Annotated in this window: 13 protein-coding genes; 9 read left to right on the top strand and 4 right to left on the bottom strand. The window is 72.8% G+C overall.

Annotated features, from left to right (window positions below; translation table 11 throughout):
• Positions 1-36 precede the first annotated feature (36 nt).
• Complete coding sequence (gene cpt, locus ACFS27_RS12000; protein ID WP_377183198.1) at positions 37-594, top strand: chloramphenicol phosphotransferase CPT; 558 nt, start codon at positions 37-39, stop codon at positions 592-594.
• Positions 578-1,378 carry a sulfite exporter TauE/SafE family protein gene (locus ACFS27_RS11995; protein ID WP_377183196.1) on the top strand — a complete coding sequence of 267 codons (801 nt, stop codon included), beginning with the start codon at positions 578-580 and terminating at the stop codon, positions 1,376-1,378. Before cpt ends, ACFS27_RS11995 begins: the two co-directional genes overlap by 17 nt.
• 532 nt (positions 1,379-1,910) lie before the next feature.
• Here ACFS27_RS11995 and ACFS27_RS11990 read toward each other — a convergent pair.
• Genes ACFS27_RS11990 through ACFS27_RS11980 form a run of 3 tightly spaced genes read right to left on the bottom strand, consistent with a single transcriptional unit; the run spans position 1,911 to position 5,859 of the window.
• A complete protein-coding gene (locus ACFS27_RS11990; RefSeq protein WP_377183194.1) occupies positions 1,911-3,329 on the bottom strand; it encodes a carboxyl transferase domain-containing protein in 1,419 nt (472 codons plus the stop codon).
• Positions 3,326-4,522, bottom strand: a complete 1,197-nt coding sequence (locus tag ACFS27_RS11985) for a CaiB/BaiF CoA transferase family protein (RefSeq protein WP_377183192.1) — start codon at positions 4,520-4,522, stop codon at positions 3,326-3,328. The genes ACFS27_RS11990 and ACFS27_RS11985 overlap by 4 nt, the downstream gene beginning before the upstream one ends.
• 5 nt (positions 4,523-4,527) lie before the next feature.
• Positions 4,528-5,859 carry an SLC13 family permease gene (locus tag ACFS27_RS11980; protein ID WP_377183190.1) on the bottom strand — a complete coding sequence of 444 codons (1,332 nt, stop codon included), beginning with the start codon at positions 5,857-5,859 and terminating at the stop codon, positions 4,528-4,530.
• 106 nt (positions 5,860-5,965) lie between these two features.
• Here ACFS27_RS11980 and ACFS27_RS11975 point away from each other — a divergent pair, with 106 nt between their 5' ends.
• From ACFS27_RS11975 to ACFS27_RS11945, 7 genes are all read left to right on the top strand, one after another.
• Positions 5,966-6,679 (top strand): FadR/GntR family transcriptional regulator, encoded by a 714-nt coding sequence (locus tag ACFS27_RS11975; protein ID WP_377183188.1) that lies wholly within the window; start codon positions 5,966-5,968, stop codon positions 6,677-6,679.
• Entirely contained in the window at positions 6,676-7,437 is a 762-nt protein-coding gene (locus ACFS27_RS11970) for a sulfite exporter TauE/SafE family protein (RefSeq protein ID WP_377183186.1), read from the top strand. Before ACFS27_RS11975 ends, ACFS27_RS11970 begins: the two co-directional genes overlap by 4 nt.
• A 568-nt stretch (positions 7,438-8,005) precedes the next feature.
• Entirely contained in the window at positions 8,006-8,650 is a 645-nt protein-coding gene (locus ACFS27_RS11965) for a winged helix-turn-helix domain-containing protein (protein ID WP_377183184.1), read from the top strand.
• Positions 8,647-10,005 carry an MFS transporter gene (locus ACFS27_RS11960; RefSeq protein WP_377183182.1) on the top strand — a complete coding sequence of 453 codons (1,359 nt, stop codon included), beginning with the start codon at positions 8,647-8,649 and terminating at the stop codon, positions 10,003-10,005. Before ACFS27_RS11965 ends, ACFS27_RS11960 begins: the two co-directional genes overlap by 4 nt.
• A 105-nt stretch (positions 10,006-10,110) precedes the next feature.
• A complete protein-coding gene (locus tag ACFS27_RS11955; protein WP_377183180.1) occupies positions 10,111-11,016 on the top strand; it encodes an LppM family (lipo)protein in 906 nt (301 codons plus the stop codon).
• A gap of 29 nt (positions 11,017-11,045) precedes the next feature.
• Positions 11,046-11,834, top strand: a complete 789-nt coding sequence (locus tag ACFS27_RS11950) for an LppM family (lipo)protein (protein ID WP_377183178.1) — start codon at positions 11,046-11,048, stop codon at positions 11,832-11,834.
• The gene (locus ACFS27_RS11945) at positions 11,831-12,865 is read left to right on the top strand and encodes an alpha/beta hydrolase (RefSeq protein WP_377183176.1); all 1,035 of its coding nucleotides are present in this window, start codon (positions 11,831-11,833) and stop codon (positions 12,863-12,865) included. The genes ACFS27_RS11950 and ACFS27_RS11945 overlap by 4 nt, the downstream gene beginning before the upstream one ends.
• Before the next feature lie 83 nt (positions 12,866-12,948).
• Here ACFS27_RS11945 and ACFS27_RS11940 read toward each other — a convergent pair whose 3' ends face one another.
• On the bottom strand, positions 12,949-18,654 hold the full coding sequence (locus tag ACFS27_RS11940; protein WP_377183174.1) for an SCO7613 C-terminal domain-containing membrane protein: 5,706 nt from the start codon (positions 18,652-18,654) through the stop codon (positions 12,949-12,951).
• Between the last annotated feature and the right edge of the window lie 57 nt (positions 18,655-18,711).

Below are 18,711 nucleotides of genomic sequence, written 5' to 3'. Positions count from 1 at the left end.
GTAGCGCGCACCACCCACACTCGTACCGTTGGCCGCATGAACACCCAGGTCATCGTTCTCAACGGCGGTTCGAGCTCCGGCAAGTCCGCGATCGCACGAGGCCTCCAGGCCGTCCTCCCCGACGCCTGGCTCTCGCTCAGCATCGACACCCTCGTCGACGCGATGCCGGCCCGCCTGACGGCCGGCGGCGACGGCATCGGGTTCGCGGACGACGGCGGGGTCGCCGTCGGCCAGGAGTTCATGGCGGTGCAGGACGCCTGGATCACCGGGCTGGTCGCGATGGCCCGCGCGGGCGCGCACCTCGTGGTCGACGACGTGTTTCTCGGGGGTGCCGCCTCGCAGCGGCGCTGGCTGGACGCCCTTGGCGACGTGCCGACGCTCTGGGTCGGCGTGCGCTGCGACGCAGCGGTCGCCGGGGAACGCGAGGCGGTGCGGGGCGACCGCGTCGCGGGCATGGCCGCGCAGCAGGCCGACGTCGTCCACCAGGGCGTCGCCTACGACCTCGAGGTCGACACCACCCGCACCGACTCGATGAGCTGTGCACGGGCCGTCGCCGCGCACCTGAGATCATCGCGGGGTGACCGAGCAGACTGACGCCTCCCTGACACCCTCGCGCGCCGTCCTCGTCGGCATCGTCGGCGGGGCGTTCTCCGGTCTGTTCGGCCTCGGCGGCGGCATCGTGATGGTGCCGCTCCTGACCTCGCTCGGCGGCCTCACTCAGCGCCGGGCCAGCGCCTACTCGCTCGCGGCGATCCTGCCGGCGGCGATCGTTGGTTCCATCCCGTACCTGACGCACGATGCCGTCGACCTGGTCGCTGCCGGGCTGCTCGTGGTCGGCGCCGTGGTGGGTGCGGTGGTCGGCGCGCGGCTGCTCGCCCGCGTTCCCGAGACCCTGCTGCGCTGGCTGTTCGTCGGGGTGCTCGTCGCGGGGATCGTGCGTTCGCTGCTCGACGCCTTCGGGGAGCCGCCGTCGGTCGACACCGCCCAGGGCATCCCCAGCCTGCTGGACGGCGCGGGCATGATCGGGCTGGGTCTCGTCATGGGGGTCGCGTCCGGCCTGCTCGGCATCGGGGGCGGCCAGCTCGCCGTCCCGGGTCTGTCCGCCCTGTTCGACTTCGCACCCGCGCTGGCCAAGGGCACGTCCCTGGTCGCGATGATCCCCACCGCCGTCTCGGGCACGTGGGTCAATGCCCGCAACCGCCTGGTCCACCTGAAGACGGCGGCGATCATCGGCCTGGTGGCCTCAGGCTTCTCGTTCGGCGGCGCGAGCCTGTCGGTCGTCATGCCGCCGAGGATCGCGTCGATCGCCTTCGCCGCGCTGCTCGTGTTCGCGCTGGCGCAGCAGGTCCGCAAGGCCATCGAGAAGCAGCGGCACTGAGCAGCGAGGTCGGCAGTTCGCTGAGGCCCGTTCCCGAGGTCGGCACTTGGCATCGAGATCGGTCCAGCGCTGGACCGATCTCGATGCCAAGTGCCGACTGCAGCAACGAGACTCAAGCAAGTTGCCGACCTCGGCACAACAGACCAGCAAAGTGCCGAACGGCCGGTCGGTCCGCCGTTGGCGGCGTCCCTTGGCGGTGGACCCGGACGAGGAGCACCAGGCTGATCACGAGGGCGACCTGACGGCCGCTCCGTCAACGAGTGCCGACTGCAGACTTTGCCCGCGCTCAGCCGACGACTGCAGACTTGGTTGCGGTTGGCAAGCCTCTAACAGCAACCAGGTCTGCAGTCGGTATCCGGGTCCGCGTCCAGGTCTGCAGTCGGCGGCGCGGCCACCCGGGAGCTGCGCTGATCAACTGCGGCTGCTCAGCGCTGCTCGCCGCCGCTCGGCACCACTCGCCGCTACTCGGCACCACTCGCCACTGCTCGCCGCTGCTCGCCGCTGGCCGCTACTCGGCACCGCTCGGCACCGCTCACAGATCCCGCAGCACCGCCGCGCACTCCGCAGCGACCGCCACCGCGACGTCCCGCGCCGTGTCGTCGTCGTGCTCGGGGACCACCCGCTGCACCGCGCCCTCGGCGAGCAGGTCGACGGCGCGGACATGCTGCGCCTCCGCCATCTGTGCGGCGTGCGTGGTGTCGCCGTGCACGATGACGCTCGCACCCTCCGGCGGCAGCGGCGACAGCCATGCGTGCTCAGCCGCGATCACCACCTGCGCGGGGAGCAGGGCGAGCGCTCCGCCGCCGCAGCCCTGGCCGAGGATGACCGACAGGGTCGGCACCGTCAGCCGGGTCAGTGCCGCCATGCAGCGCGCGATCTCGCCGGCGAGCGCGCCCTCCTCGGCGTCCTGCGACAGCTCGGCACCCGGGGTGTCGATCACGGCGACCAGGGGCAGCCGCAGCTCCTCGGCGAGCCCCATCGCGCGTCGCGCCACGCGCAGCGCGGCTGGTCCCATCGGGGTGCTCTCGGTCTGCCGGGTCCGGTCCTGGCCGACGACGAGGCACGGCACGCCGTCCAGCCGCGTGAGCGCCACCAGCATCGACTCGTCGCGCTCGCCCTCGTCCGTGCCGGACAGCCGCACGGTCCCCGAGGCGCCGTAGCGCAGCAGGTCACGCACCCCTACCCGGTCGGCGGCCCTCGTCCGGAGCACGGAGCCCCACGCCGACGTCGTCCCGGAGGGCTCTCCGCCCCGGCGGGGCAGGGCCGGCGGCGACGGCGGGTCGACGAGCACCGCGAGCGCCCGCTCGACCAGTGCGGGCAGGTTCTCGGGGGCGACGACGCCGTCGAGCACGCCCTTGGCGGCGAGGTTCTCGGCCGACTGCACGCCGGCCGGCAGCGCCTCGCCGGTCAGCGCCTCGACCACGCGCGGGCCGAGGAACCCGATCAGGGCCCCCGGCTCGGCGACGGTGAGGTGTGCGAGCGAGCCCCAGGACGCGTACACGCCCCCGGTCGTGGGGTGCCGCAGGTAGACGAGGTAGGGCAGGCCGGCGGAGCGGTGGTCCATGACGGCGCGGGAGATCTCGACCATCCGGAGGAACGCGGGTGTGCCCTCCTGCATCCGGGTGCCGCCGGACGCGGTCGTCGCGAGAAGAGGCAGCCGCTCAGCCGTCGCACGCCGGACGGCGGCGGTGATGCGCTGGGCCGCCGCGCGCCCGATGGAGCCGCCGAGGAACCTGAACTCGTTGACGACGACCACGACGGGGCGCCCGCGGACGCGGCCGCGTCCGGTGAGCACCGACTCGTCGGTGCCTGCCTTCTCGGCGGCCGCTGCCAGCACCGCGCGGTACTCGGCCGGGTGCCCGGAGACGTCGACCGGCTCGTCCCAGGACTCGAAGCTGTCCGCGTCGAGGACGAGGTCGAGCAGCTCCCGCGCCGACCACCGGTGGGTCATGCGCCCGCCTCCGGCTCCTGCGCCACCGGCTCGTCGAGCCAGGCCCGGATCCGGGCGGCGTGCTCGTCGAGGACAGGAGGCGCCTGGTGGTCCCGCCGGGTGACCTCGTCGCCGGACGGGTCGAAGAACCGCAGCGGCGGTCCCGGCAGCGTCACCGTGCCGAGGCTGGTGTGCTGCACGTCCACGAGCAGGCCTTGGCTCGCCGTCTGCTCCCATGCGTACACCTCGTCGAGCGTACGCACCCGGCCGGCGGGTATGCCTGCGTCGGCGAGCTGCATCAGCAACGGGCCCGCATCCAGGTCGGTGAAGGCCGCCTCGACCGCCGCGATGAGCTGGTCGCGGTGGGCCACCCGCTCGGCGTTGCTCCGCATGCCCTCTGCGTCGGCGTCGAGCCCGAAGGCCCGGCAGAACCGCTGCCACAGCACCTCGGACCCGACGGCGATCTGGACGGCGCCGTCACGGCAGCGGAACAGGCCGTACGGCGCTATGGAAGGGTGGTGGTTACCCTGCGCGTGCCCCACCTCCCCCGCGACGGTCCACCGCGTGCCCTGGAACGCGTGCACGCCGGTGACGGCGGCAAGGAGCGACGTCCGGACGACCTGGCCGACGCCGGTGGTGTGCCGCTCGTGCAGCGCCGCGAGCACGCCGTACGCGCCGTAGATCCCCGCGAGCAGGTCCCCGATCGGCACGCCGACGCGCTGCGGGTCGTCCGGGCCGGACCCGGTCAGGGACATCAGGCCGGCCTCGCCCTGGGCGATCTGGTCGTACCCGGCGCGGCCGCCCTCGGGGCCGTCGTGCCCGAACCCCGTGATCGAGAGCACGATCAGGCGGGGGTTGCGCTCGAGCAGCGTGTCGACGCCGAGACCGAGCCGCTCCAGGACGCCGGTCCGGAAGTTCTCCACGAGCACGTCGGCGCGGTCGACGAGCTCCAGGAGGGTGGCCCGGTCGGCGTCGGCCTTGAGGTCGAGCGCTATCGACTCCTTGTTCCGGTTCGCGGACAGGAAGTACGTCGACTCGCGCGCGCCCTCCTCCCCGACGAACGGCGGGCCCCAGCCCCGGGTGTCGTCGCCCCGGTCGGGCACCTCCACCTTGACGACGCGCGCGCCCAGGTCGCCCAGCATCATCGTGGCGTGCGGTCCGGCGAGGGCACGGGAGAGGTCGACGACGACGACGTCGGCCAGCGGTCCGGTCATGGCACTCACCAGCCCGGCAGGACGAGGACGGCCCACACGAGCAGCGGTCCCACGAGGGTGACGATGCCTGCGTAGCCGAGGATCTGCTTGTAGTACGCCTGCTCCGAGATCGTGTCGGGCCGGTTGGCGAGCATCAGGGCTCCGTTCGTCGAGAAAGGGCTGACGTCGACGATCGTCGACGAGACGGCGAGGGCCGCTGCCATGGACCAGGCGCTGACGCCGCCGGTGGCGATCAGCGGCACCGCAATCGGGATGATCACGGGCAGCAGTGCCGTGGAGGACGCGAACGCCGAGACGACGCCGCCGACGTAGCAGAGCACGAGCGCGCCGACGGTGACGATGCCGAGGCCCGCCGCCCAGAGGCCGATGTACTCGGGCGAACCCGCCTCCGTGAAGACCGTCGCGTAGGTGCTCACACCGGCCACCAGCAGCACGGTGGGCCACGCGATCTGCTTGACGGCGTCCTTGTTCTGCCGCGGGGACAGCATGGCCAGGACGACGGCTGCCGTGATCGAGACGAAGCCGATGTCCATGTCGAACGCAAGGGCCGTCACGGCGACCGCTGCGAACGCGACGAGCGTCAGCACGTGGTCGCGCCGCACTCCGGTGCTCTGCGTGACCGTCGCGACGGCGACCTGCCCACCGGCGGGCGCCGGCTGCCCGCCGGTGGGCAGGTTGTCGACGACGCGGTCGGCGGCGTGGTCCGCGGCGTCGGCGGGGTCGACCCGCTCGTTCATCAGGCGGCGGCCGCCGAGCGCGAAGAACAGGATGATGGCCATCGCCAGGTTGAACCCGAGCGACGCGATGAACACGGCCATCTCGGTGCCCTCGTAGCCGACGTCGGCCATGACGGAGTTTGTGATGGTGCCGTAGATGCTGATCGGGGAGAACCCGCCGCCCTGGGCGCCGTGCACCACGAACATGCCCATCATGAGCGGGTTGATCTTGTAGCGGCGGGCGAATCCCAGCGCGACCGGGCCGATGATGGCGCACGCGGCGGGGCTGGCTGCGCCGATGGCGGTCAGCACCGCGGTGACAGCGAACATGACCCACGGGATCAGCGCCACCCTGCCGCCGACCATCTTGATCGATTGCGCGACGATGAGGTCGACCGTGCCGTTGTTCTTGGCTATGGAGAACAGGTAGGTGACGCCGATCAGCGTCAGCACGAGGCTGGCGCTGATCCCGCCGAGCACCTCGCTGTCGTCCATGCCCAGCGCGAACACGCCGACGACCCATGCGGCGACATAGGCGAGCGCGCCCATGTTGATCGGTAGGACTGTCCCGACGACGAACAACGCGACGAGCGCGATGATCGCGATCCACTCAGGACCCATGAGAACTCCTCTTCCCATCGTGGCGGACACCTTTGACCGACGAGGCACGATGGATCAGTGGCCTAGCCAATAGTCCACTGCTCCATCTGTCAAGTATTCTCAGCAGGTGACCCCCAAGGCTTCCGCCGAACTGCCGACACCATTGGCCCGCACGCGCCTCTACGAGCAGGTGGCGGAGCAGATCACCACCTGGATCCAGCAGAACGGGCTCAAGGCCGGTGACCGGCTGCCACCCGAACGCGAGCTCGCCGCACGGCTCGGCGTCAGCCGCGCGACCCTCAGCCAGGCCCTCGTCGCGCTCGAGGTGGTCGGCGTCGTCGTGGTACGGCACGGTGACGGCACCGTGCTTACCGGCAAGCTGAGCGAGAGCCGCATCGTCGAGGCGATCCGCGCGCACGCCGACCGGATGCCCGAGATCATCGACATCCGAGATGCGCTCGAGACCAAGATCGCCGCCCTGGCCGCACAGCGCCGCACCGAGGACGACCTCCGGGCGATCGAGGCGGCCCTCGACACCATGGAGGCGGCCATCACGCACGGGGACCGGGGTGTGGAGGCGGACGAACAGTTCCACGCGGCGGTCACCGCAGCCGCGCACTCCGACCTCCTGGCCCGGACGATGCGGGAGATCGCGAGCCTGATCCGGGAGAGCCGGATCGAGTCGCTCTCGCAGCCGGGACGCCCCCGCAACTCCCTCAACGGGCACCGCGCCATCGCGGACGCCATCCGGGCCCGTGACCCCGAGGGCGCCGCAGCCGCCATGCACGCCCACGTCGAGATGGTGAGCGACGTGGCACTCCTGCGGGACCAGGAACCGTGACCGGCTGGGAACAGCTCGCTGTCCTCGGTGCAGGGCTCGGGGCCGGGATCCTCACCTCTACGGTCGGCGTCGCGTCGCTCCTGAGCTTCCCCGTGCTGCTCGCCGTCGGCCTGCCGCCCGTCGTCGCCAACGCGTCGAACACGGTCGGCCTGGTGCCCGGAGCGCTGAGCGGCGCGATCGGGTACCGCCAGGAGCTGCGCGAACACCCACGCACGGTCCTGGTCGTGCTCGCGGCCTGCGGTGTCGGTTCCGTCGGCGGAGCGATCCTGCTACTCGCCCTCCCGCCCGGCGTGTTCGAGGCAGTGGTGCCGTGGCTGATCCTGCTCTCCTGCCTGCTCGTCGGCGCGCAGCCGTGGATCAGCCGATGGCTGCGCCGCACCCGCAACGAGCCGACCCGCCTGCGCCACGAGATGTCGCCGGCGACCGTGGTGTTCGCCGTTCTCACGGGTACCTACGGCGGCTACTTCGGGGCCGGTTCGGGCGTCATGATGGCCGCGGTGCTCGGGCTCGGCACCGACTTTCCGGTGCGGATCGTCAACGCGCTGAAGACGTTGGCGGTCCTGGCCGCGAACGTCGTGGCCACCATCATCTTCGTGGTGGTCGCCGACCTGGACTGGCTGGCGATCGGCCTGCTGGCCGCCGGGTCCGTGGTGGGCGGATACGTCGGAGCACGGCTGGGGCGCAAGATGTCGCCCGTCGTGTTCCGGGTTCTCGTGGTGATCGCGGGCGTCGGGACGGCGCTGTTCATGCTGCTCTGACGGGGCGCACGTGGGGGCGGCTGTCGGCGTGGCGGCGTGTCGGCGTGTCGAACCGCGGGGGGGTGCGGGTCCGCCGGGTCGCACGGTCGGCGTCGAACCGCAGGTTAAGAGTCTGTCGGTTGCACGGTCGGCGTCGAACCGCAAGATAAGAGTCCGTCAGCCTGCCGGTAGGCGTCCAACCGCAAGTTGAACGCGGTCGGGCGGGCTGAACTGCAGCGAACACGTCTACAAGCTCCCTCATCGACTCGAAGGTTGCGGCTCGACGCCTACCGCAACGAGCATCTTGCGGTTCGGCGCCGGCGAGCCGGCTGGCTGACCCTCTACGTGCGGTTCGACACCGACAGACCAGTCCGAGGACTCACAGGTTGCGGTTCGACCCGGCAGGCCCGGCGCCGGGCTGGCAAGTTGCGGTTCGGCGCCGGCGAGCCGGCCGGCCGACCCTCAACTTGCGGTTCGACACCGGACCGAGCGCCCCGGACCGAGCACCCCGAACAGATCCGCACGGTCGGTGCACAATATTCGTGCACAACTGTTGTGCATAGAGACTGTGCACGGTTATTGTGCACGCATGCCCGCTCCCCAGGACAACTTCCGTCTCACTCCCGAGGCCGTCAAGGTCCTCGCTCACCCGCTGCGCTCGCGCCTGCTCGGCACCCTGCGGCGCGGCGGCCCGGCGACGGCGACCACGCTCGCGACGGCCCTGAGCACCAACTCCGGCGCCACCAGCTATCACCTGCGCAAGCTCGAGTCCGTCGGGCTGGTCGCGGACACCGGCGAGGGCGCGGGCAAGCAGCGGCTGTGGAGGGCCGCCACAAGCTCCCACAGCTGGGCACCCTCTGAGCTGTCCGACGACGAGGACGCCGCCACCGCGCTCGCCTGGCTGCAGCGCGACTACCTACGCCTGTTCGGCACCGACTTCGGGCACTGGCTCGACGTCGCCGAGGCATGGCCCAGCGAGTGGCAGGACGCTGCCGGTCTTGGCGACACCCGCCTCGCCCTGAACGCCGAGCAGCTCGTGGCGCTCAAGGCGGACCTGGAGCAGGTGTTCGACCGCTACGAGAAAGCCGGCGGTGGCCCGGGCTCCCGCCGCGTGTCCATCTGGCAGGCCGCCTACCCGATGGACATGGACGAGGTCCCGGGCACGGACGACGTCAAGGGCGACGCCGACGCCAGGACCGACACGGACACCGACCCTGGGACGGACCGATCATGACCCCCTTGACGCCGGCCCGGGCCCGGAAGGTCTTCCTGCTGCTGACCGCCACCAGGTGGTTCCCGGTGGGGCTGGTCGTCACGGTCACCACACTGCTCCCGCTCGAACGCGGGCTCTCGGTCACCGAGGCGCTGACGGCGCTGTCCATCACGGGACTCACCGTGTTCTTCCTGGAGCTGCCCACCAGCGGCCTCGCCGACACCCTGGGCCGTCGCCCTCTGCTCGTCGTGGCCGCCGTGCTGCAGGTGGCGGCAGCCGTCCTGTTCCTCACCGCGCAGACCTTCTGGGCGTTCGCCCTGGCCGCAGCCGTCACGGGTGCCTTCAGGGCGCTCGACTCCGGACCGCTGGAGGCCTGGTTCGTCGACACCGTGCACGCGACCGAGCCCGGCGCCGACGTCGACCGGCCGCTGGCGGCGCACAGCACGGTGCTGGGCGTGTCGATCGCCGCCGGTGCGCTCGTCTCGGGCGGGCTCGTCTGGTGGCACCCGCTCGATGCCTGGTCCGCACTGGCGCTGCCCTACGCGGTGTACGCCACCCTCGCCCTGGCCCATTTGGTCGCCGTGACGGTCCTGGTCCGGGAGGTGCCCAGGATCTCGGCCCCCGCGGCCGACGACCCCGGTACCGGCGGCCCCGGCACGGCGCCGACCCTGCCGCCGTCGGGCAGCGGGAGAACACGGGTGGCGGACCGGGTGCTCCGGTCCGCGCGACAGGCTCCCGGCGTCATCCGCGACGGGCTGCGCCTCGCACGCGACAACCGGGTCCTGCGCTGGCTGCTCCTCGTCGAGGTGTTCTGGAGCGTCGGCATGGTGGTCTTCGAGACGTTCCAGCCGATCCGGCTCTCCGAGATGCTGGGCGGCACCGCGGCCGGTGCAGCGGTCGCCGGGCCCGCCGCGGCTGCCGGCTGGGCGGTGTTCGCGGGCGGGGCCGCGCTGACCGGCCTTGCCACGCCGCGGCTCGGGGTCGCCCGGACGGCGATCCTTGCCCGCCTGCTCAACGGGCTCGGGGCCGTCTGGATGGGTCTGGCCATCGGCCCGGTCGGCCTGGTCGCCGCCTACCTCGTGACGTACGGGCTGCACGGCGCCTGCGGGCCCGCATACCAGGCGCTCCTGCACCGCGAAGCCGAGTCACGGAACCGCTCGACGGTCCTGTCGATGGCCTCGATGCTCTCGTTCGCGTCGTTCTCCTTGGCCGGCCCCGTCCTTGGCTGGACGGCGGACGCGCTCTCCACCTCGGCGGCGATGGTGCTGGCCGGCGCGTTCAGCACCCTGGGCGCCGCCTGCTTCCTGCCCGCGCTGCGCCGGGAACGGATGCTGGCCGCGAGCGCCAAGGCGGCCGTTCCTGCTCCCGCCGGCTGACGGCGGCCGACCGCGCCCATACCCCGCACCTGGCGTCCCGCCTATGGGGACAACTCCCCTCAATCAGGCTTTTCGATTCCGGGGGGCGACCGGCATGCTGTCTGAGTGATCCGCTCCCGCCTCGTGGCAGTCGCCACCCTCGCCGTACTGACCCTGACTCTGTCCGGGTGCGTGCGGATGGGTGTCGAGGTGGAGCTGAAGCCGAACGACATGGCGGTGTCGAGCGTGGTGCTCGCCGTCGAGGACAAGTACCTCGACCAGACCGGCCAGTCGCCCGACGCCGTCATCGACACGCTCACCGAGGGCCAGGGGGACCCGGCCGAGGACGCGGTCCGCACCGAGGACTTCGAGCAGGACGGCTACACCGGCACGCGGTACGTCTACCCGAAGGCGAAGCTCGGCGGCGTCGGCGCCCGGGTGGGCTGGCCGATCGAGGTCGTCCGCACGGGTGGCGACTACGTGGTGTCCGGCACGCTCGACCTCACCGAGGAGAGCCTCGGGAGCCGTGGCGGCTCCTCCGTCGACAACCTGAGCGTGACCGTCGACATCACGTTCCCCGGCAAGGTGAAGGACTCGAACGGGACCATCGACGGCAACTCCGTGCGCTGGGAGCCGACGGTGGGCGAGGCCGTCGAGATCAGCGCGCGGGGCTCCGCCGTGGCCCCGCCGGAGCAGGGCGCCGAGGAGGCGGCCGGCGCCTCCGAGGTGGTGACGCTGCCCGTCGTCCCGGAGTGGATGGTTCTGGTGCTGGGTCTGAGCGGGCTGATCATCCTGCTGCTCATCGGGGTCATCGTGTGGCAGGCCATGCTGCGTGTGCGAGACCGACGGCCGGAGGTGGCTGGGGACGCGCCGGTCCCGCCGCAGCAGGCGCCACATCCGGCCCTGGCGCAGCCCGCGCCGCAGCAGTACGGCGGCGTCCCGTCCCCGTACGGCGCCGCACCACCGCACCCGCAGGAGCAGCCCACCCCTGGGGACCCGAGCCGGCCGCCCAGCTTTCCTCCCGGGTACTGACCCGGATCGACATCGGGCAGACTGGGCGGGTGAGAGCAGAGGTGGCGCGAGGTGACTCCGCCGTCACGAACGTCATGGGCCGGGCTCTCGTCGGCGCGGTGCTCGTCGCCCTGACGCTGACGGGGTGCGTGCGCCTCGACCTGCGGACCACGCTCACCGACCACGACACCGCTGACGGCACGCTGGTCATCGCAGTGGCCGACGACGCAGCCGGCATGTTCGGCGGTGACCCCGCCGACGTCTGGGCTCAGTACAAGGACGCGGTGGTGGGCGATGTCCCGGACGCCGTGACCGAAGAGCCGTACGCGGAGGACGGCTACACCGGTTCCCGCTACGTGTTCGACGACGAGCCCGTGGCGACGCTCGCCACGATCAGCGACGGCGACCTCCGGGTCACCCGTGAGGGCGACGAGTACGTCGTCTCCGGCGTGCTGGACCTGTCGAAGCGCGTGGAGGGCATCGAGGAGGTGCCAGAGGGCGCGCTCGGTTCCGTCGATGCCACCATCGAGCTCACCTTCCCTGGCCCGGTGACGGAGACCAACGGCGAGGTCGACGGAAGCACCGTCACCTGGCACCCGGACGCCGAGCAGGCCACGCGGCTGTCGGCGCGCGGGCTGGTGCCCGTACAGGGCACCAGCGCGATGCCGACGGCCGTGGGGACGCCCACCTCGCAGGCACACCCCGCCGAGGGCATCATCTCGGACTGGGGCGCGCCGGTCAGCCTCGCCACGTTCCTGGTACTCGTCCTCGGAGGGCTCGTTACCTATATCGTCAGCCGACGGCAGCGCAGCCGGCAGGCCGCGCAGAAGCAGGCGTGACGCACAGGAGCGACATGGACGACAGCGGGAACGACTGGACCGAGGACGTGCTGGGTGCCGGCTTCGAGGCGCGCACGCTGCGGCTGCCGGGGCGTTCGGGGGCGCTGCGGGTGCCCGCGGCGCACCGACGTCGTCCGGCGGTGGACGGCGGCTCCGAGGCGACCTTGGTCCGCTACACGCCGGAGGACCGTCCCGACGTGGGGCGCCCGCCCGTGCTGTACGTGCACGGGTACACGGACTACTTCTTCCAGCGGCACGTCGCCGAGGCGATCGCCGGACGGGGCTACCCGTTCTACGCGATCGACCTGCGGGGCTACGGGCGCTCCATGGAGGCGTGGATGGCGACAGGCGCCGACGCCAACATGGTCAACAGCCTGCGGCTCTACCAGCAGGACCTGGACGCGGCCGCCGAGGCGATCGCCGCGGACGGCCACAGCGGGCTGGTGCTCATGGGGCACTCGATGGGCGGGCTGATCACCTCGATGTACGCGCACGCGCGCCCGGAGCAGGTGACGGCCCTGGTGCTGAACAGCCCCTGGTTCGACCTGAGGGGCAGCTGGTCGGACCGGACGCTGGTCACCCAGCTGGTGTACCTGCTCGGGCGGATAGCGCCGCGCACGGTCCTTGCCCATCTCGACGAGGACTACGGCCGTGCCCTGCACCGCGCCACGGGCGGCGAGTGGGACTACGACCTGCGGTGGAAGCCGTACGCGGGCTTTCCCGTCCGGGCCGGGTGGCTGGCCTCGATCCGGCGCGGCCACCGCAGGCTGGCCCGTGGGCTCACCGTGCGCTGCCCCACCCTCCTGTGCACCAGCGATGCGACGGGGCCCGACGGCGGGGCCGCCGCGGTCATGCTCAGCACCGACGCGATCCTCGATGTCGCGCACATGCATGCTCGTGCGCCGCAGGTGGGAGCCGCGGTCGACGTAGCGGTCATCGAGGGCGGCGCCCACGACCTGGCGCTGTCCCCCAAGCAGGCGCGGGAGAAGTACCTGACCACGGTGCTGGACTGGCTGGACGCGAAGGCGTGACCGGACCGGACCGGGGCCGGACCAGGCGGGTGCCGGGCCGACGACCCGGCCGGTCGGACTGCCGACCGGCCGGGCAGCGATTGTCAGCGCAGGTCGCGTAGATAGGCTGCCGTGCCGCCGGAGGCGGCCGTCCTCCGTTCGTCGAGCGTCGCGATGATGAGCAGGACGACCGCGGCGGGGACGAGCGTGAGGATCCACGGCAGCGGCGAGACGCCGACGCCCAGCTTGGCGAACACGACGACGACCTCGACGGCCAGGGTCCACACGCCGATCCAGAACGGCGCCGACAGCCGCAGACGTGATCCGACGAGGACCGCGGCCAGCGCGGCAAGCACCACGAAGGACGCGCGGACCGTCAGCGGGTCGGTGACGGTGGACAGCACCGAGGGTCCGACCAGTGCGGCGATACCCCAGCCGATGGTGCGCCAGGAGCCGTGATAGCCGACCGGCCAGGTCATGAGGGTGCCGGTGGCGCCATCGGGTTCGCCCGCCGCCACCCAGCGGCGCAGGGCGGCAGCTCCCGACCAGATCAGCCCGGCGCCCAGCATCACCGAGAACGCCTCGACCCGCAGCTCGCGTGGCGACCAGGCGGCGATCGCGACGGCCGTCGCGCACAGCCAGACCAGCCACGGTGGTGCGCCGAGGCTTGCCCGTCCCGCGCGCCGCGTGACCAGGACCAGCACCGCGAGCAGCACGAGCTCCAGCACGAGGAGCGACACGATCGATCCCCACACCGGCCGGGTGTTCGCCACCGCTCCGATCGTGCCGAGCACCAGGCCCGGCGCCATGCCCCAGCGGTCGAGCCACGGCGAGGGGCGCCCGTCCGCGGCGTGCCGCGCCACCGCGGCCGCTGCGATCAGCAGTGCTCCCGCGAGGAGCGCCCACCCGAGACCGACCGCGAACACCCAACCGGCCTCCACCAACGTCCCGAGCGGGGCGCCGTCGTACCACGTGAGGCGGGGCAGAGCGGGCGACGTACCCCGGTCGAACCCGAACCAGGACACCGGCTCGCGCGCGACGTGCACCGACTCGACCACTCCGGCGAGCGCGGCCAGCGCCCCGACGGCGGTGAGCCCACGTCGCGCCGGGTGCGTCCACGGCTCGCGCAGGACGGCGAACCGCTCGCGCACGGGCCTCAGCCCGAGCGCGTAGGCCGCCCCTAGAGCGATCACAGCGCCACCCACCAGGGCGAACGCCCGCCAGTCGGCCGGCTCGGCACGGGTCAGGTGGACCAGGAGGCTCGGCACCACGGCGAGCCCCGCGCCGGCCGCGGCAAGACGCCAGGCATGTGTCAGTGCCGTGGGCGGCGTGCGCCCGCCCGTGGTCGGTCCGGCCTCGCTCTCCGTGCCTGCACCGGTGTGCCCGAGGCGCCAGGCCAGGAGCACCCCCACGGTGATCGCACCCAGGGCAGGCGGAAGCGTGTAGGCCTCGATCAGCATCACGTCGCCGCCGGCCAGCGCCGTCCACAGCGCGGCGAGACCCAGCGCGACGACGAGCAGCCAGACGCGCCGGCGTCCGGGTTCGCGGGCGACGAGCGCGGTGCCGGCCATGAGGAGCAGCAGCACGGCTACCGCGACGTCCGGCCCTGCCGCGGGTCGGGCGTAGGCGAGGAAGATCGTGATGGCACCCGTGAGCAGTGCGGACCGCTCCAGGCTTCGGTGCACACCCGCCGCGAGCCCCGGCCCGCCGTCGGGCACCCGTGCGGCGATCCGTTCTGCCACGCGAGCCGCGCCGCCCGCGACTGCCGAGACGACCAGGGCGGTGGCCGGCAGGACGTACGGCGATCCAGAGACCTCCAGGATCATGGCGCCCGCACTGGTGACCATGACGGACGCCGTCGGCAGCAGGAGGAACGCCGCTCCCGACCGGATCAGGCCCGACAGGCCCGGACGGGCGGTGAGCAGCAGGACCAGCTCGAGAGCCAGCATGGCCGCAGCCGCGCCCGCCGACCACCAGGTGCGTTCGAACACCACGGTGAGCACACCGGCTGCGAACGGCCCTGCGGTCACGCCGAGCACCACGTACCACTCGGCTCGCGAGGTGCGTGCCCCGAGCGTGACCGCGATCGTCACCAGCGAGGCGACCGCCGAGACCGTGCAGATCGCCGCGACGGCGGACAGGTCGAGCCACGCGAGCACGACGCCCAGCACGGCCAGCGGGTAGACGTACCCGGCGCCCACCAGCCAGGGGTGGGTCACCGGCCGCAGCACGCCACGCAGCGACAGCAGCAGGGCACAGACGACGAGGGCGCCGAAGGCGGCCGTGGGGCGCGAGGCCCAGGAGAGGACGAGAAGCATCCCGGTCACCACGAACGCGCCGGTGAGCGCGGTCGCGCGAGCGAGACGCAGGTCGGCACCGGTGACCCTGGTTCCACCGATCACGCGCAGGCGGCCCGACGCGCGCACCAGCGCCCTGGTCACCCCCTGCACGATGGCGACAGCGGGGCGCAGCCGCGGCCAGACGGCCACCCGGTCCGCTGTCGCAGCGACGAGCACGAGCGCGAGCAGGGCGAGGGCGGCCAGCGAGACGGTGGTCAGGAGTCGAGGATCGAGCGCGATACCGATCACGGCGAGCAGCACGACCACCGGGGCCACGCCGGCCTCGACCCGCCGTCCGCCCCGGGCGAGCCTGGCCGCCAGCAGCGTGACGACCGCCAGTGCCACGGTCCCCAGGTGTGCCCAGGGGAGGTTCAGGCTCACCAGAGCCTCGGCCTGCCCGATCCTCGGGCCGACCGGCGCAGGGCTGACCAGCGCCCCGGCGGGCAGCGCCCACCCGGTGCCCGACGCCGACCAGGCGGCGACCCACGCGTCGGCCGCGCGCCCCGGGACCAGCATCAAGGCTGGTACCGCTGCGGCAGCGACGACGATCCAGCCGCTGAGCAACAGGTCGTCCCTGGTGGCCGGGTGCAGCGCCCCACGGACAGAACCGAGGCGGGTCGCCGCCAGCAGGCGGGGAGCGGTCAGCAGCGCGAGCGCCGCCCACACGCACGCCGCGCCGAACGGGACCCATCCCGTTCCTGACCATTCCGCGACCCCGCCCAGCAGGCCGCCGGCCGCAACGGCGAGCACACCGCCGAAGACGGTCCAGTGCCTGTGGTGGGTGGCCCGCCGCAGAACCGCCACGGTGATCGCCGCCAGAGCCACGAGCACCGCGGTGCCGCCGAGGCCGGGCAGCACGTCCGGCTGCCGAACCCCGAACGACAGGAGCACGGCGATCGGCATCGCGACGATCGCCAGGACGTCGAGCACCGTGGTCTCCGGCCGCAGCCAGGACCCGATGCGCGGCCCGGAGACCCTGCCGACAGCGCGCGCGAGGAGCGTGGTGAGGACTGCGGCGAGGACCGCCACCGTGGGCAGCCACGATCCTTCGGACACCTCCGCCGTACCGAGCAGCAGCAGCGGGATCGCCGGGGCCGCCAGCACTCCGGCGGACGACCAGGACCGGACCCGCAGCAGATGGCCGAGCACCACGCCGGTGACCACGACGGCCGACCACAGGAGGGCGGTCGTCGCCGGCCGGGTGAACGGAGCGGCCGGCGCGGCAAAGAACGCCAGGGCCGACGCCGCGAGCGCGGCCGGCAGCCCGGCCGCACGCACCACCTGCAGGATCCGCGCCTCGACGATGAACAGCGGTTCGCCGCGGGGATCGAGGCGCCGGTCGAACGTCGGGAACAGGCGCATCGCCGTCCACGCCACGAGCGCGACCAGCACCGGCGCGAGAACCCACCACCATGCCGACCACACCGACTCGGGCAGGCTCAGCACCACCAGCACCGGCACCACCGCTGCGGCGAGGACCGCGGCCGACAACCAGGAACGCACCCTGAGCACGTGCCCGAGCACTGCCGAGAAGACCACCACTGCCGACCACAGCACCGTCGTCGCGCCGAGGCTCGTGAGCGGCGGCACCGGGCCAACGACGCAGGACGCCACGAGCGCGAGCGGGAACCCGGCCGCTCGGACCACTCGCAGCGTCCTCGCCTCGATGGCGAACGACGTGCCGAACCGCTCCGCGAGCATGGGCACCGATCGTCCGGCCGCCCAGCCGGTCAGGGCGACCAGCACGAGCGCCAGCACCCACCACCACCCGGACCACACCGATGCGGGCAGGCCCAGCACCACCAGCACCGGCACCACCGGTGCGGCGAGCAGTGCGGTCGTCAGCCAGGGGCGCACCCGGAGGCGGTAGCCCAGCAGCGCAGAGAACAGGACCACCCCGGACCACAGCACCGTCGTCGCACCAAGGCTCGTCAGCGGCGGTACCGCCTCGGCGCGGAGCGAGACGAGCAGGGCGAGGGGCGGTCCAGCGGCGCGCAGCACCCCCAGCACCCCTGTCTCGAGCTCGAACGTCGCGGTATCGCCGAGGCGACGAGCGAACGCCGGGAGCAGCCGCATCGCCGCCCACGCCACGCCGCCGACCAGCACCAGCGCGAGCACCCACCACCACACGGACTCGACAGCCACTGGGTGGCCGAACACGATCAGCAGCGGTACGACCGGAGCCGACACCAGGCCCGTCGACGTCCAGGACCGCACCCGCAGCCAGGACCCGAGCGCCAGCGAGCACCCCGCCACAGCGGACCACAGGATCGCCGTCGCGCCCACCGTCGCCAACGGCACGGTCTGGGCCCCCAACGCGGTGAGCAGGGCGAGCGGCGGACCAGCAGCGCGCACCGTCCGCAACACCGCCGTCTCGGTGACGAGCCGCGTGCCTGACCGCTTCTCGACAAGGGGCACCGTCCGCATGGCCGCCCACGCCACCGCGCCGGCCAGCATCAGGGCGAGCACCCACCACCACATCGACCACGCCGACCAGGGCAGGCCTGCCGCCACCAGCACAGGCACCAGGGGAGCCGACAGCAGTCCCGCCGACACCCACGACCGCACCCGCAGCCAGGTGCCGATGGCGACGAACCCGGGGGCCAGCACCGCGAGCACCGCGGCCCGCGCCATCGCCGGGTCGAGCTGCCCGAGCAGGCCCGCCTGCAGACCGAGCTCGACGTCCACCCACGCGAGGACGACCGCGAGAGCGGCCACGGCCTCGCTCGTCGTCCGCAGCCCGGCCCGTCGCAGCATGGCTCCGACCGTCACCGCCGCTGCGGTGACGATCCCGGTGACGACGGCACGCAGCAGCAGGTTGTCACCGAACGTGAAGAACACGAACACCACGGCCGACACCGCCAGCAGCGTGGCACCGGCGCCGGCGAGGATCGGCTGCAGGGAGACACCCGGACCGGACGGGCGGCTCTGCGGCGCCTTCTCCTGGCGGACGGCGACGGGCTGCTCGGCGGGCCCTTCGGCCTGCCGGACGGGCGGTCGCACCGCTTCCGTTCGGTCGACCGGCGGCGCGAAGGCAGGAGAGTTCGACGGCTGCGGCGTCGGGGTCGGGGTCGGCAGTGTCAGCGTCGGCGGAGCCGGAGCAGGATCCGGAGCCGGAACCGGGGCCGGCGGTGTCGCCGCTCGCTGCGCAGGTGCCCGCGGGGCGGGTACGGGCAAGCCCCCGTCCGCACGGACCGGACGTGGCTGACCACCCGCGGCCGGCGTGCCCGCACCGGCCTTGCCGGCGGCCACCACCGCCTGGGTCCGTCGCATCGCGTCGAGGACCTGCTCCCGCTCCCGGAGAGCCTCCGCCGCGGTCAGCGAGAAGCGCCACACCTCCTGCGCACGCCGCCCCGAGACGTCGAGTCCGCAGGCAGCACAGACGGTGGCTGCGAGGTGTTCCCCGCAGGCGGGACACCTCGTGGTGTCGGTAAGGCGGGCGACGACGTCGCCGGCCCAGGTCGCTGGCATGCCCGCCATCCTGGCGGAGTCTGCGTCGTGGGCGCTATGTATCCACAGGGTGAGGAC

Origin of the sequence: Promicromonospora vindobonensis (assembly GCF_042685865.1) — a bacterium.
GTDB classification, from domain to species: Bacteria; Actinomycetota; Actinomycetes; order Actinomycetales; family Cellulomonadaceae; genus Promicromonospora; species Promicromonospora vindobonensis.
Note: the sequence above shows the minus strand (reverse complement) of the source record. Positions and strands in the feature narration are given on the sequence as shown.

What these genes read in the sequence shown, in the direction of transcription:
- ACFS27_RS11960 (WP_377183182.1), top strand. Translation starts at nt 8,647, where the DNA reads ATGACCCCCTTGACGCCGGCCCGGGCCCGGAAGGTCTTCCTGCTGCTG.
- ACFS27_RS11965 (WP_377183184.1), top strand. Translation starts at nt 8,006, where the DNA reads ATGCCCGCTCCCCAGGACAACTTCCGTCTCACTCCCGAGGCCGTCAAG.
- ACFS27_RS11980 (WP_377183190.1), bottom strand. Translation starts at nt 5,859, where the DNA reads ATGGGTCCTGAGTGGATCGCGATCATCGCGCTCGTCGCGTTGTTCGTC.
- cpt (WP_377183198.1), top strand. Translation starts at nt 37, where the DNA reads ATGAACACCCAGGTCATCGTTCTCAACGGCGGTTCGAGCTCCGGCAAG.
- ACFS27_RS11940 (WP_377183174.1), bottom strand. Translation starts at nt 18,654, where the DNA reads ATGCCAGCGACCTGGGCCGGCGACGTCGTCGCCCGCCTTACCGACACC.
- ACFS27_RS11985 (WP_377183192.1), bottom strand. Translation starts at nt 4,522, where the DNA reads ATGACCGGACCGCTGGCCGACGTCGTCGTCGTCGACCTCTCCCGTGCC.
- ACFS27_RS11990 (WP_377183194.1), bottom strand. Translation starts at nt 3,329, where the DNA reads ATGACCCACCGGTGGTCGGCGCGGGAGCTGCTCGACCTCGTCCTCGAC.